Origin of the sequence: Stenotrophomonas sp., assembly GCF_050737075.1 — a bacterium.
Lineage (GTDB): Bacteria > Pseudomonadota > Gammaproteobacteria > Xanthomonadales > Xanthomonadaceae > Stenotrophomonas.
Genome location: NZ_JBOHXV010000055.1, coordinates 1 through 14,416 on the forward strand (window position 1 = coordinate 1; position 14,416 = coordinate 14,416).

Sequence of the window (14,416 nt, forward strand, 5' to 3'; positions counted from 1 at the left end):
GCGCAATCGCGCTGCGGTGAAACACACAGGCCCCGATGCTCCGGCATCGGGGCCTTCTCATATCTGAAACTGAATGCGCTCAGCTCGTGCGCCTCAATCGGCGCCGGTTTCTGCCGATAACCCCATTGCCTCGACACGTTCGTCGACGTCGGCTTCCGCTGTACGCCCCCGCTAGAGAAGACCCCCACGCCATGAATCTTTCCAGCCGCTTCTCCAACCTGTCCGTCCGCGGCAAGTTGAACCTGCTTACTCTCCTGATCGCCCTCGGCGTCATCGCCCTGGCCGTGATCGCCGCACGCAAGCAGTACGTTGATCTGGCCGAGACCCGCAAAGACGCCCTGAAGACCCAGGTCGAACTGACCTACGGCATCCTCGACCACTACAAGCGTCTGGCCGGCACCGGCGAACTCACCGAAGAAGCGGCCAAGGCGGCGGCGCTGCAGGCCCTGCACAGCATGCGCGCCGACGGCGAGAGCGCGTACTACAACGTGCTGGCCACCGATTACACCCTGCTCATGCACCCGTTCGCGCCCGACCGCGTCGGCAAGGTGCAGAAGGACTACCTGTCCAAGGACGGCGTGCCGCTGTACCTGCAGCAGGTGGACATGGCCAAGACCGGCGGCGGCTATACCTATTACGCGACCACCAAGCCGGGCATGGGCGACAAGCTGATCGAAAAGTCCACCTACGCCGGCATGTATGCCCCCTGGCAGTGGGTGGTCACCAGCGGCGTGTACATGGACGACGTGCAGGCCGACGCGCTTGCATTCACCGGCATCATGGCCGCCACCGGCGGCGCGCTGGTGCTGGTGGTACTGGCGCTGAGCTGGCTGATCGGCAACCGCATCACCGGCCCGCTGCGCCAGGCCACCACCGTGGCCGACAGCATCGCGCGCGGCAAGCTCGACACCCGCATCGGCGCGCAGGCGCAGGACGAACCGGGCCGCCTGCTGGACAGCATGGGCCGCATGCAGCAGCAGCTGCACGCCGTGATCGGCGCCCAGCGCGAGATGGCCAGCCAGCACGATGCCGGCCAGACCCGCTTCCGCATGGACGAATCCGCCTTCCCGGGCGAGTACGGCTTGATGGTGCATGAAACCAACGCCCTGGTCGGCGCGCACGTGCAGACCATGCAGGACGTGCTGGCCGTGGTGCAGCGCTACGCCGTGGGCGACCTGAGCGCCGACATCGCGCGCTACCCGGGCGACAAGGCCGCCATCAGCACCACCGTGGACACCGTCAAGCACAACCTGGCCAGCATCAACGCCGAGATCAAGCGCCTGGGCGCCGCCGCCGCCGCGGGCGATTTCACCCAGCGTGGCGATGCCGCGCGTTTCGACCACGATTTCGGCCAGATGATCGCCAGCCTCAACGCGATGATGCAGGTCAGCGACGACAACCTGGGCAAGCTCTCGACCCTGCTGTCGGCCATCGCCGAAGGCGACCTCACCGCGCGCATGCACGGCGAGTACCAGGGCGTGTTCGCCACCATGCGCGACGACGCCAATGCCACCGTCACCCAGCTGACCCAGATCGTCGGCCAGATCCAGCAGTCGGCCGGCAGCATCAACCAGGCCGCCACCGAGATCGCCACCGGCAACAGCGACCTGTCGCGCCGTACCGAGCAGCAGGCCGCCAACCTGGAGGAGACCGCCGCCTCGATGGAGGAACTGACCTCCACCGTGCGCCAGAATGCCGAACACGCACGCCAGGCCAACCAGCTGGCAATCGGCGCACACGGCGTGGCCTCGCAGGGCGGCGACGTGGTCGGCCAGGTGGTCACCACCATGAGCGCCATCGAGGCCAGCTCGAAGCGGATCGCCGAGATCATTTCGGTCATCGACGGCATCGCTTTCCAGACCAACATCCTGGCGCTGAATGCCGCAGTGGAAGCCGCACGTGCCGGTGAGCAGGGCCGCGGCTTCGCCGTGGTCGCCTCCGAAGTACGCACCCTGGCCCAGCGTTCGGCCGGTGCCGCCAAGGAGATCAAGGGCCTGATCGACGAATCGGTGTCCAGCGTCGCCGATGGTTCGGCGCTGGTGCGCAAGGCCGGCACCACCATGGGCGAGATCGTCGCCTCGGTGCAGCGCGTGACCGACATCATGGCCGAGATCTCCGCCGCCTCGCAGGAACAGTCGGCCGGCATCGAGCAGGTCAACCAGACCGTGACCCAGATGGACGAGACCACCCAGCAGAATGCCGCGCTGGTCGAAGAAGCCACCGCCGCCGCCCGCGCCATGGAAGAACAGGCCACCCAACTGGCCGACGCGGTGTCGATCTTCCGCCTGGACAACCAGGTCGCCGTCGCGCTGAGCGCCGTCACCGCCCGTATCGCCCCCCCGGCAGCGCCGCGCAGCGTCAAGCCCGCCGCCAAGGTCACCCGCCCGGCCACGCCTGCACCGGCCGCGCGTGCATCGCGCACCACGGCCGACGACGGCAACTGGCAAGAGTTCTAAGGAATCCGCCTGTGACCACGCCTACCGCACCCGTCTCCACCGCCACGCCGGCCGGCCGCGAGTTCGAGTTCTCCGACCGCGACTTCCGCCGCATCTGCGATCTGATCTACCAGCGCGTGGGTATCTCCCTCGCGCCGGCAAAGCGTGACATGGTCTATGGCCGCCTCTCGCGGCGGCTGCGCGCGCTCGGCCTGCGCAGCTTCCAGGACTACCTGGACCAGCTGGAGAAGCACGGCGGCGACGAGTGGCAGGCGTTCACCAATGCGTTGACCACCAACCTCACCGCGTTCTTCCGCGAACCGCACCATTTCGAGAAGCTGGATACCGAACTGCGCGCACGTGCCGGCCACGGCACCCTGCAGCTGTGGTCCTGCGCGGCGTCGACCGGTGAGGAGCCCTACTCCATGGCGATCACCGCGTGCGAGGCGTTCGGCACGCTCAAGCCGCCGGTACGCATCCTCGCCACCGACGTCGACACCCAGGTGCTGGCCACGGCCAGCCGCGGCGTCTACGCCATCGACCGCGTGTCCGGGCTGGACCCGGCCATCAAGCGGCGCTACTTCCAGCGCGGCAGCGGCCCCAACGAGGGAAGCTGCCGGATCAACCCGGCGCTGCGCGACCTGATCGACTTCCGCCCGCTCAACCTGCTGGCCCCCCGTTACGACGTCGGCGGCCCGTTCGACGCCCTGTTCTGCCGCAACGTGATGATCTACTTCGACAAGCCCACCCAGCGCGGCATCCTCTCGCGCCTGATCCAGCACATGGGCGACGACGGCCTGCTCTACACCGGCCATTCGGAAAATTACCTGCATGCCGCCGACCTGATCCAGCCGTGCGGCCGCACCCTGTACAAGCGCGCGCCGGGAGCCCCGGCATGAACCTGGCGGCCCGCAACGACGAGGTGATGCGTTACTACGACAGCCGCTTCAAGGTCACCGCCGCCAAGCTGCTGCCGACCCAGTACCTGGTGGTCGATGACGAAACCGCGCTGACCACCACGCTGGGCTCCTGCGTGGCCGCGTGCCTGCGCGACCCGGTGCTGAAGATCGGCGGCATGAACCACTTCCTGCTACCCGAAGGCAATGTCGGCGACGGTGCACCGGCACGCTACGGCAGCTACGCCATGGAACTGCTGATCAACGACCTGCTCAAGCGCGGCGCGCACCGCAAGCGCCTGGAGGCGAAGGTGTTCGGCGGGGCCAATGTGCTCAAGGGCTTCACCAGCAACCCGGTGGGCACCCGCAACGCCGAATTCGTGCGCCAGTACCTGCAGGCCGAACACATCCCGGTGCTGGCCGAGGACCTGTGCGGCATCCATCCGCGCAAGGTGTGGTTCTTCGCCGACACCGGCCGTGTCGTCGTGCAGCGCCTGCCGCATGCCCACGAAGCCGAAGTCGCCGCGACCGAAATCGCCGTGCGCGCCCGTCTGGCGCGGGCCCCGGTCACGGGTGGCGTGGAGCTGTTCGAATGATCCACGGTGCCCCCTGCAGAGTCCTGATCGTCGACGATTCGGCGGTGGTCCGGCAGATGCTGAGCGAGATCCTGGGCAGCGACCCGGGCATCGAGGTGGTCGGCACCGCCGCCGACCCGTTGCTTGCGCGCGAGAAGATCAAGCGTCTGGCCCCGGACGTGATCACGCTGGACGTGGAAATGCCGCGCATGGACGGCCTGGCATTCCTGGAAAACCTGATGCGCCTGCATCCGCTGCCGGTGGTGATGATTTCATCGCTGACCGAACGCGGCGCCGACACCACCCTGCAGGCGCTGGCGCTGGGCGCGGTGGACTTCATTTCCAAGCCCAAGTTCGATGTGGCGCGCGGCCTGCAGGGCTACGCCGAAGAGATCATCGGCAAGGTCAAGATGGCGGCGCGCTCGCGCGTGCGCACCCTGGCCCGCCCGATCACGCCGCGCATCACGTTGGATGCTGTGGCGCCCACCCCGGCGCGTTCGATCCAGTTCCGTACCACCGACCGTCTGATCGCCATCGGCGCCTCGGCCGGGGGCACCGAAGCCCTGCGCGTGGTGCTCGAAGGCCTGCCGGCCGACGCCCCCGCCGTGGTGCTTACCCAGCACCTGCCCGCCACCTTCAGCACCCCGTTTGCCGAACGCTTGGATCGCCATTCGGCGATGTCGGTGCGCGAAGCCACCGACGGCGAAGCCGTGCTGCCGGGCCATGCCTACCTGCCGCCGGGCGGCAAGCACCTTCGGGTGATCCGTGACGGTGCGCGCTGGCGCTGCCGCGTCGACGACGGCCCGGCCGTGAACCGCCACAAGCCGGCGGTGGACGTGCTGTTCCGTTCCGTCGCGGAGAGTGCCGGCGCCAATGCCATCGGCGCCATCCTCACCGGCATGGGCGACGACGGCGCACGCGGCCTGCTCGAACTCAAGAACGTGGGCGCACCGACGCTGGTGCAGGACGAAGCCACCAGCGTGGTGTGGGGCATGCCCGGCGCAGCGTTTAAACTGGGCGCCGCGGAGGAGCAGGTGCCACTGGAGCGGATTGCCGATCGTTTGATGGCACTGTCCCGCGGTTGACCCGGACCACGGGCCCTACGCCCTTTTGTACTGCGTTCAAGGAGCTTTACATGGCATTACGCCGCCCCTGCACGACCGGCCTCCTCTTGGCCGGCGTGCTGATCATCCCGACCGTCGCCCTTGCGGCCCCCCCATCCGTTCCGGCCAAATCCGACATCGGCGCAGCCGTGGCCCCGGAAGTCCAGGCAGTCTGGACCGACCGGGTGCGGATCGATGGCGGACCGGGCACCACGATCCGCCGAACCCGCCCGGCTGACGCCGTGCTCCGCATCGTCACCCAGGAGGACAGCAAGAGCCTCAACCCCACCGGCCTGGGGAAGATATTCGGCGACAGCAGGCCGGACTATGGCCGCCGCGACAACCTGCCTGGCACCACCATCGACAGCCAGGAAAGCCCCGCCATTACCCTGATGCCGCTGATGGCCAATATTCTGCTGGGCACCTACTTCCGCAATGTCCCCGATGCAGTGCCTGCGCAGAACAGCGTGCTCAGGTTCGCTTCCGACGAATGGGCGCTGGTCCATCAGGGTAACCAGCGCAACAACCCGCTGTACCGGCTCAATCACCGCACAGTCATTGAACAGCGGCGCACGGACGGCACTCTGGCCGATCTGACCAGTTGCAGCAACAACGACCGGAGGGCGACACTGGACGAGTGGCAAGCCAACGATTACGCGCTGCTGAAGCAGGCCGCGCAGGTGATCGCGATGGACTGCATGGGGCAGCTCGCCAAAAAGGTGCGGACCTTCTACCCCCGCCCGCTGGCCACTGCAGACCTCAGCGGCTACGCCGAGGACGCGGTTCCACCCGCCCGGGTGCGGATCTTCGGCAGCGCCGGGCGCGGCATCACCATGTACACCGACGCTGCATGCAAAGACGACTATCGCGAAAAGATCGAGGTAAAGCGTCCACCACCGGGAGGCTTCGCCGGCATCGGCGGCCTCTTCGCCGGTACCCCGGACAACATCGCGATCGGCATCCCCGAGACGGCTACCGTGCGCAACATGGAGAACATGCATAACGCACCCAACTACCAGGAATACGAGGTGGCCGGCGGTAAACCCCTGATCTTCGAAGCCGGCATGGAGACCAACAATGCCTCTTGGTGCTCCAGCAGGATGTCGTCGCAGTTCATCGCCAAGCCAGGCCAGGATTACGAAGTGGAAATGGAGGTCGCCAACAAGATGTGCCGGCTGCACATCCGCGAAGTGCAGGCCGATGGCAGCCTGGTACCGCAGCAGATCCGCCCGACGCCAAGCCTGTGCAGCCGTTCGGACTGAGCGCGACCGGGGCCCCTACTCCACCATGGCGCTGGCGCGCGGCTGAAAAAGTGATGATGCGTTGGCGGCGTAGCGCCGGGCTCTGCCCGGCTGTCGTCAATGCGTGCGTCACGCACTACCGATTTCAACAAGGAGCAACACCGTGAGTGCAACACTTCACACCGTCACCGGCCTTTTGCTGGCCACCGTTCTACTGGCCGGCCCCGCCGCAGCCCAGGAATCCACCGCTGCCGCAACCAGCGCCGAAACGTCCGCCACGCCTGACATAGCGCCCGTGCCTGCCGCCGCCAAAGCCCGTGTCCGTATCTTCGGCCAGAATGGCCAGGGCATCACCATGTATACCGACGCAGCCTGCCGGAACACCTACACCGACAAGGTCGACGTCGCCCGCTCCGGCGCACGCGCGATCGGCAGCCTGTTCGGCGGCGCACCCGACAACATCGCGCTTGGCATGCCGGAAACGTCAACCGTACGCAACATGAAGAGCGTGCTGTTTTCCAAGCCAAACTACCAGGAATACGCCGTTGCCGGCGGCCGGCCGCTGATCTTCGACGCTCGCGTCGAGAACACCAACGACTATCGCTGCGATCGCGAGCTGACCCTGCAGTTCACTGCTGAACCGGGCCAGGACTACGAAGTCTTCATGAGCACGGCCGGCGGCATCTGCCGGTTGAGTGCGAACCACGTGGGTGCCGATGGCAGCGTGCAGGCGCAGGCGACCACCTTCCCGCCGCAGCGCTGCGAGGCACCGGTGGAGGCCGCGCCAGCCACGCCCGCTGACAGCACCGGGACGAGCGAAGCGATGACGACCGTTGCCGCCGATGCAACGGCGTTGGTCGCGGCCGCTGCGGTGCCGGACGGTAACGCCGTGGTGGCACCCGCCGTAGCGGCAGTCGCGCCGCGCGACTGGACCCGTACCGTGGGCATCATGTCTACCCAGGGGACCGGGCAGGACAACAATCGCTACGGTGATCTTGCGCTGCGGCTGGTGAGCCGGGGCGATACCGGCAAGGTCGTCGGCCTGAAGCTGGGCGTTCTGGCGCTGGCCGTCACGGGTCGTGCCTACGTTGGGCGCGTGGATGGATTCAACAAGAACAACCTGCGCGGTGACACCATCGAGAGCGTGCCAAGCCCGGCCGTGGTCCACATGCCGGACCTGCTGCGCGCGGAACTGGCCGAGTTCTTCCGCGCCCACCCCGATGCGATTCCTGTCGAGCGCCGCACGGTGCAGGCCAGCGCCGGTACCTGGACGCTGGCGTACCAGAAACTGGCCGGCTCGAACGTCCCGTACGAGCTTCGCCACCAGGCCAGCATCGGCTTCCTGCTGCCGAAGGACGGCCAGACCCAGACCATCGTGTATTGCACCGATGAGCGGCTCCAGGCCCCGCTGGACGAATGGCAGGCCGACGACTACGCCAAAGTGAGAGCTGCCTCGCAGGCGTTTGCCGAGCGCTGCGTCGCCAGTTTCGTCGCCGAACTGCCGAAGGTATTCCCGGAGCTTGCCCAGCCGGAGCAGGAAACGGCGCAGTCGAACGAAGCGCAGACGGTAGCCGCTACAGAACAGACCTGAGGCCCGGTAGGGTCGGTTCCCAAACGACTGCCGATAGCACCCCGACATTCTTTGACGCATGGACCCGAAACGAAACCGACTTCGGCACAGTCGCTCCGTTGCAGGTCCATGCCCCAATGAGATGGTCACCACCCCGGCAGTCGATTGGGATGCGACCCTACCGGCAAGGCCAACTCGGTTACGCCATTACCCCCAATACAACCGCATCGGGTTATCGACCAGCAGCTTCTGCTGCTGGTCGGCCGTCACGGCGATCCGCGGAATGAAATCCACCAGCTTGCCGTCGTCGGGCATGTGCGATTTCAGGTTGGGATGCGGCCAATCGGTGCCCCACAGCACCCGGTCGGGGAACTGCTCGACCAGGTGCCGGGCGAACGGCACCACATCGTCGTAGTCCGGGGGCCCGGACTGCGACAACCGCTCCGGGCAACTCACCTTGCTCCACACGTTCGGGTGTTCGCGCATCAATCGCACGAATCGCTGGAACTCGGGCCCGTCCACCGGCAGGCTCACGTCCGGCCGCCCCATGTGGTCCACCACCACGGTGGTGGGCAACGAGGTGAAGAAGTCCCAGCGTTCGGCCAGGTCCGCCGCCTCGAAGTACACCACCACATGCCAGCCCAGCGGCGCGATCCGCGCGATGATCGCGTGGTAGTAGGCATCCGGCTTCGGGTCCACCAGCCGCTTCACGAAATTGAAGCGCACCCCGCGCACCCCCGCCGCATGCAGCTCCTGCAACTCCTCGTCGGTGACCGTATCGCGCACCGTGGCCACGCCGCGCGCGCGACCGTCGGCGCTGCGCAGCGCATCGACCAGTGCCCGGTTGTCAGCGCCATGGCAGGTCGCCTGCACGATCACATTGCGCTCGAAACCCAGGTGGTCGCGCAGCGCGAACAGCTGTTCTTTGCCCGCATCGCACGGCGTGTACTTGCGCTCGGGCGCGTACGGAAACTGGTCGCCGGGGCCGAACACATGGCAATGCGCATCCACCGCACCCGGCGGTGGCACGAACGCCGGCCGGCTCGGGTCCGGGCAGAAATCCAGCCAGTCGGCATCTTTCACGAACTCCGCCATTACAGCCCCCTCGCCTTCAGTTGGGCATCCAGTCGCGGGTACACGCGGCGCGCGTTGCCCGACAGCACCTTGGTGCGGTCCGCCGCCGACAGCCCCAACGCCTCCACGTAGCGCAGGGTGTCGTCGAAGTACTGCCCGGTTTCCGGGTCGATGCCACGCACCGCGCCCACCATTTCCGAGCCAAACAGGATGTTGTCGATGTCGATCACCTTGAACAGCAGGTCGATGCCCGGTTGATGGTAAACGCAGGTGTCGAAGAACACATTCTTCATCACATGTTCGTTCAGCGGCGGCTTGCCCAGCATGTCCGCCAGCCCGCGGAACCGGCCCCAGTGGTAGGGCACCGCGCCGCCGCCGTGCGGGATGATGAAACGCAGGTCCGGGAAGTCACGGAACAGGTCGCCCTGCAGGAACTGCATGAACGCGGTGGTGTCGGCGTTGAGGTAATGCGCGCCGGTGGCGTGGAAGTTGGCATTGCAGCTGCCCGACACGTGCACCATCGCCGGTACATCCAGCTCCACCATCTTCTCGAAGAACGGGTACCAGGCGCGGTCGGTGAGCGGCAGGCCGGTCCAGTGCCCACCGGAGGGGTCGGGATTGAGGTTGCAACCCACAAAGCCCAGCTCGTTGACGCAGCGCTCCAGCTCGGCGATAGAGTTGGCGATGGGCACGCCGGGCGACTGCGGCAGCTGGCACACGCCGATGAAGGTCTCCGGGTACAGCTTCACCACGCGCGCGATGAGGTCATTGCAGCGCCGCGTCCATTCCGCGCTCACCGCCTCGTCGCCGATGTGGTGTGCCATGGTGCTGGCGCGCGGCGAGAAGATGGTCATGTCCGCGCCGCGCTCGCGCAGCAGTCGTAGCTGGTTGCCTTCCACGCTTTCGCGCAGTTCGTCGTCGCTGATCGTCGGGTACACCGGTGCCGGCAGCGACGGATCGTTGAAGTGGGCCACCTGCGCCTTGCGGAACGCATCGTGGCTGGCGGGGGCGGTCGTGTAGTGACCGTGGCAATCGATGATCATCGGGAGGCCTCGTGGGGGAGGAGTTACCAGCCGAACAGCTGGGCGAAATGGACGTCCACGCGCAGCCCGACGATCAACGCGTCGGGAATGTCGGTGGTACGGGTGGGTGCGTAGATCGGGTCCGGGTTGATCACGTACTGCAGGTTCGGCATCAGGCGGACGCCCTTGTGCACCGCCCAGCCATAGCTGAGCTCGGCGATGATCTCGTCGGCATGCGGCGCGCCGCTGCCGCCATTGCGTGCACGGCGGTCGCGCAGGAAGGCGATCTGCTCATCGCTGAAGTGCGTGTTGGACACGAACATCGCCAGCGTGTCCTGGTCGCGGCCGGCGAAGGTGCCGGTCTTGACGAAGCCGGCGGCCAGGAACTGGTCCACCGGTGCCTCGTTGCCCGTATTGACGTACGCGCGCGCGAACAGCGCCAGGTTGCGCTTGCCCTCGCCACGCCACACGGTCTGGTCGGCCATCGCGTACCAGCCCAGGCGCGCGCCGTCCTGCATCGCCGTGGGCTTCCCGGACAGCGCGGCCGAGTTGCCGTTGGCATCGAAATAGGAGCTCTTGCCGCCGTCGGTGTTGCGGTACATGCCCACCCGATAGGTGCGCGGCAGCCGGTCGTTGGCGAAGCTGGTCTGGTAGCCGGCCTCATACGCGGTGAGGGTGCCGGTGCCCTCGCCCACCGAGAAGTCCAGGCCGTTCTTGCCGGCCTTGTTCAGCTCGTTGTTGTAGTCGAAGGCGCCGCCCTGCACGTACCAGCGATCATTCACGTCGTAGCGCAGGATGCCGGCCCACGACGAGTTCGGGAACGCGGTGATGCCCAGGTCGGTGATCGCACCATAGGGGGTGAGGCACATCGCATTGCTCATGAACACGCAGTTGAGCGGCGAATTGTTGAAGTAGCTGTTCACCGGCGCGCGGCCGGCGGTGATGCTCAACCCGTTGTCGAAGCGGTGACGCACGGTTAGCCGGGTCAGCCGCCCGCCGGCCACCGGCCGCCAGGTCTGCTGCGCACTGATCGAGTTGCCGATCTTCTCGCGCGCCAGGTTGCCGCCGGCGAACCAGGCCCACTGCGCGTCCACGTCGGTGTTGTGCACGCCGAACAGTTCGTCCAGGTCAAACTTCGACTGGGCCATGATCCAGTACGAGCCTTCCGTGCCCTGCTCCACCCCGCCGACGGGGTTGGAGGCGACGTTGCCGACGAAATCCAGGGTCAGGTCGATGCCATTGGGCACGGTGCCCTCGGCGGCTGCCGGTGCGGCCAGCGCGGCGCTCAGCAACAGCGCCAGCGGGGTGTAACGGAGGATGGACATGCAATCTCCCTTCCCGCTGCCATGGGCAGCGGGTTCAATGCGTTATGGGGTGGCGCCGCGGGCAGCCCGCGGCGCATCGGGTCAGGCTTCGCGCACGCCGAGGTGGCGCAGGCGGGCGCGGCGGGTGCCGATCTGCGCGGCCATCACCTTCTCGTCCAGCTTGCCTTCCCACTTGGCGATCACCAGCACCGCAATCGCGTTGCCGACCAGGTTCACGAAGGTCAGGCCCTCGGCCAGGATGCGGTGGATGCCCAGGATCAGCGCGATGCTGGCCACCGGGATGGTGCCGGTGGTGCCCAGCGTCGCCGCCAGCACCACGAACGCCGCACCGGCCACGCCGGCGGCGCCCTTGGAGGTCAGCAGCAGCACCGCGATCAGACCCAGCTGGTGCCACACGGTCAGCTCGGTGTTGGTCGCCTGGGCCAGGAACAGCGCCACCGTGGTCAGGTACAGGCAGGTGCCATCAAGGTTGAACGAGTAGCCGGCCGGAATCACGAAACCGACCACGCCTTCTTCGCAGCCCAGCTTCTTCATCTTCTCGATCAGGCGCGGCAGCACCGTCTCAGTGGAGGTGGTCGCCGCCACGATCACGATCTCGTCGCGCAGGTAGGCCAGCAGCCGCCACAGGCTGGCGCCGGTCCACCAGCACACCGTACCGAGCACGAACACGGTGAACGCCGCGCAGACCACGAAGAACTCGATGATCAGCTCGCCCAGCGACAGCAGCGAACCGGCACCGAACTGGCCCACGGTGAACGCGATGGCACCGAACGCACCGATCGGCGCGAAATACATGACGTAGCCGATGATCTTGAACAGCGCCGACGAGGTACCTTCGATGACCTTCATCACCGGGGCGCCGCGCTCACCGATGGACGCCAGCGCGACACCGAACAGCACCGCCACGAACAGCACCTGCAGCACATGCGCTTCGGTGAACGCACTGACCAGCGTGTTGGGAATGATCGCCATGATGTACGACACGATCGACTGGTCGTGCGCGGTATGCACGTATCCCTGGATGCTGGCCATGTCGATGGTGGCCGGGTCGATGTTCATGCCTGCGCCGGGCTGCCACAGGTCCACCGCGACCAGCCCGACGATCAGCGCCAGGATGGTGATCACCTCGAAGTAGATCAGCGATTTCAGCGCGAGCCGGCCCACGCTGCGCATGTCGCGCATGCCGGCGATGCCGTGCACCACCGTCACGAAGATGATCGGGCCGATCATCATGCGGATCAGCTTGATGAAGGCATCGCCGAACGGCTTCATCGCCGAACCCCAGTCGGGCTGCAGCCAGCCCAGCAGGACGCCGATGATGGTGCCGGCCAGCACCTGGAACCACAACTGGCCAAAGACGCCGAAGCGGCCCTGCCGCTTCTCAACAACAGTCATAACAACCCTCCCAGGTCACAAGAATAGAGACGTCGCGCGTATTCAGTCGAACAGCACGCCGTCGAACAGCTTTCGGGCGGTGCGCAGGATGGCGGCGGTGGTCACCTGCCCCTGTGCGTCGCGCTCCAGCACGCAGCCGGTGCTGCCGCTGGGGTGTTCGATGTCCAGCTGCAGGCGGTCGCCATCGGGCAGCACCGCCAGCGCGTGCGCCGGCGATCCGGGCAGCAGGCAGGCGGTGGCCACGGTTACCGCACCCAGCACGCCGATGGAGGCGTGGCAGCGGTGTGGAATGAACGACCGCACGCCGATCGCGCCACCCTCGCGCGGCGCCGCCACCAGCATCATCTTGGGAACCGACTGCGCCGTGACGTCGCCCAGGTTCATGAGCGGACCGGCCTGCAGGCGGATCGCCTCCAGCCGTGCCTTCACCGCGTCGTCAGCATCGAGCGTCGCGCGGTCTTCGTAGCCGCTCACGCCTGCGTCGCTGGCGCGCAGCACCACGCACGGCATGCCGTTATCGATCAGGGTGACCTCCACCCCGTCGATCACATCCACCGCGTTGCCGGTTGGCAGCAGCGCACCGCAGCTCGAACCGGCAATGTCGGCAAAGGTCAGTGGAATCGGCGCTGCCGTGCCCGGCACGCCGTCGATCCGGGCCGTACCGTCATAGCGCACCTTGCCACCGGGGGTCTGTACGTTGGCGGTCGCCACCTTGCCGGTGTTCACCATGAAGATGCGCACGTCGGTGTCGTCGCCGCTCGGCTGCACCAGCCCACGCTCGATGGCGAACGGGCCTACGCCGGCCAACAGGTTGCCGCAGTTCTGCGCGTCGCTCACCACCGCCTGGTCCACGAACACCTGCAGGAACAGGTAGTCCACGTCCGCATCGGGCCGCTGCGACGGCGAAACCACCGCCACCTTGGAGGTCAGCGGATCGGCGCCACCCATGCCGTCGATCTGGCGCGGGTCCGGCGAGCCGTAGGCGCGCAGCAGGAAGGCATCACGCGCGGCCGCGTCGGCGGGCAGATCGGTGGCCAGGAAGTAGCCGCCCTTGGAGGTGCCGCCACGCATCCACATCGCGGGCACACCCTTATTCATAGCGCAGGCCCTTGGCCGCCAGGCGTTCGCGCATGGCATAGATATCCAGGCCCAGCTCGCCCTTGGCCAGCCGCTCGCGCTTCTCGGCCTCGCGCGCCTCGCGCGCCTGCGATTCGGCCGCAATGCGCATGGCATGGGCACGCGGCACGATGCACACGCCGTCATCGTCGGCGATCACCACATCGCCGGGGTGGACCAGCGCGCCGCCGCAGACCACCGGCACGTTCACCGCGCCCAGCGTTTCCTTGACCGTGCCCTGCGCGTGGATCGCGCGGCTCCAGACCGGAAAGCCCATCGCGGTCAGGTCGCGCACATCGCGCACGCCGGCGTCGATCACCAGCCCACGGCAGCCGCGCACCTGCGCCGAGGTGGCCAGCAGGTCGCCGAAATAGCCATCGGTGCAGTCGCTGGTCGGCGCCACTACCAGCACATCGCCGTCGCGCAGCTGCTCGATGGCCACGTGCATCATCCAGTTGTCGCCGGGCGGCACCGACACCGTGATGGCGCTGCCGGCGATGCGCGCGCCGCTGTAGATCGGGCGCAACCGCGCGTGCAGCAGGCCGCTTCGGCCCTGCGCCTCGTGCGCGGTGGCGACACCGGCTTGGCCGAGGACCTGGAGTGCGCCGGCAGCGGCGCGTTCGACGTGGGTAACGACGCGGGACATCCATCCATCCTGTAATGA

General features: G+C 67.1%; 12 protein-coding genes. 6 read left to right on the forward strand and 6 right to left on the reverse strand.

Features of this window, described 5'->3' with window-relative positions; all coding sequences use genetic code 11:
• Window positions 1-191: 191 nt before the first annotated feature.
• From ACREPD_RS13765 to ACREPD_RS13790, 6 genes are all read left to right on the forward strand, one after another.
• Window positions 192-2,456, forward strand: coding sequence for a methyl-accepting chemotaxis protein (locus ACREPD_RS13765; protein ID WP_431599837.1), 2,265 nt, complete (start codon window positions 192-194; stop codon window positions 2,454-2,456).
• Between the two features lie 11 nt (window positions 2,457-2,467).
• A complete protein-coding gene (locus tag ACREPD_RS13770; protein WP_431599838.1) occupies window positions 2,468-3,334 on the forward strand; it encodes a CheR family methyltransferase in 867 nt (288 codons plus the stop codon).
• Complete coding sequence (cheD, locus tag ACREPD_RS13775) at window positions 3,331-3,927, forward strand: chemoreceptor glutamine deamidase CheD (RefSeq protein WP_421570505.1); 597 nt, start codon at window positions 3,331-3,333, stop codon at window positions 3,925-3,927. The genes ACREPD_RS13770 and cheD overlap by 4 nt, the downstream gene beginning before the upstream one ends.
• Window positions 3,924-4,991 carry a protein-glutamate methylesterase/protein-glutamine glutaminase gene (locus tag ACREPD_RS13780; protein WP_431599839.1) on the forward strand — a complete coding sequence of 356 codons (1,068 nt, stop codon included), beginning with the start codon at window positions 3,924-3,926 and terminating at the stop codon, window positions 4,989-4,991. Before cheD ends, ACREPD_RS13780 begins: the two co-directional genes overlap by 4 nt.
• 50 nt (window positions 4,992-5,041) lie before the next feature.
• Window positions 5,042-6,271 (forward strand): hypothetical protein, encoded by a 1,230-nt coding sequence (locus ACREPD_RS13785; RefSeq protein ID WP_431599840.1) that lies wholly within the window; start codon window positions 5,042-5,044, stop codon window positions 6,269-6,271.
• A 142-nt stretch (window positions 6,272-6,413) separates the two neighbouring features.
• Window positions 6,414-7,841, forward strand: coding sequence for a hypothetical protein (locus tag ACREPD_RS13790; RefSeq protein WP_431599841.1), 1,428 nt, complete (start codon window positions 6,414-6,416; stop codon window positions 7,839-7,841).
• A gap of 186 nt (window positions 7,842-8,027) precedes the next feature.
• On the opposite strand, the gene ACREPD_RS13795 is transcribed toward ACREPD_RS13790, so the two are convergent.
• The 6 genes from ACREPD_RS13795 to ACREPD_RS13820 form a co-directional block, all read right to left on the reverse strand.
• Window positions 8,028-8,915: an amidohydrolase family protein gene (locus ACREPD_RS13795; RefSeq protein ID WP_431599842.1), complete on the reverse strand. Its 888-nt coding sequence runs from the start codon at window positions 8,913-8,915 to the stop codon at window positions 8,028-8,030.
• Entirely contained in the window at window positions 8,915-9,937 is a 1,023-nt protein-coding gene (locus tag ACREPD_RS13800) for an amidohydrolase family protein (RefSeq protein ID WP_431599843.1), read from the reverse strand. The genes ACREPD_RS13795 and ACREPD_RS13800 overlap by 1 nt, the downstream gene beginning before the upstream one ends.
• 23 nt (window positions 9,938-9,960) lie before the next feature.
• Window positions 9,961-11,241: a carbohydrate porin gene (locus tag ACREPD_RS13805; RefSeq protein WP_431599844.1), complete on the reverse strand. Its 1,281-nt coding sequence runs from the start codon at window positions 11,239-11,241 to the stop codon at window positions 9,961-9,963.
• Between the two features lie 81 nt (window positions 11,242-11,322).
• Window positions 11,323-12,636 (reverse strand): C4-dicarboxylate transporter DctA, encoded by a 1,314-nt coding sequence (dctA, locus tag ACREPD_RS13810; RefSeq protein WP_431599845.1) that lies wholly within the window; start codon window positions 12,634-12,636, stop codon window positions 11,323-11,325.
• Window positions 12,637-12,678: 42 nt separating this feature from the next.
• On the reverse strand, window positions 12,679-13,734 hold the full coding sequence (locus tag ACREPD_RS13815) for a 4-oxalomesaconate tautomerase (protein WP_431599846.1): 1,056 nt from the start codon (window positions 13,732-13,734) through the stop codon (window positions 12,679-12,681).
• Complete coding sequence (locus ACREPD_RS13820) at window positions 13,727-14,398, reverse strand: 4-carboxy-4-hydroxy-2-oxoadipate aldolase/oxaloacetate decarboxylase (RefSeq protein ID WP_431599847.1); 672 nt, start codon at window positions 14,396-14,398, stop codon at window positions 13,727-13,729. The genes ACREPD_RS13815 and ACREPD_RS13820 overlap by 8 nt, the downstream gene beginning before the upstream one ends.
• Window positions 14,399-14,416: the final 18 nt, after the last annotated feature.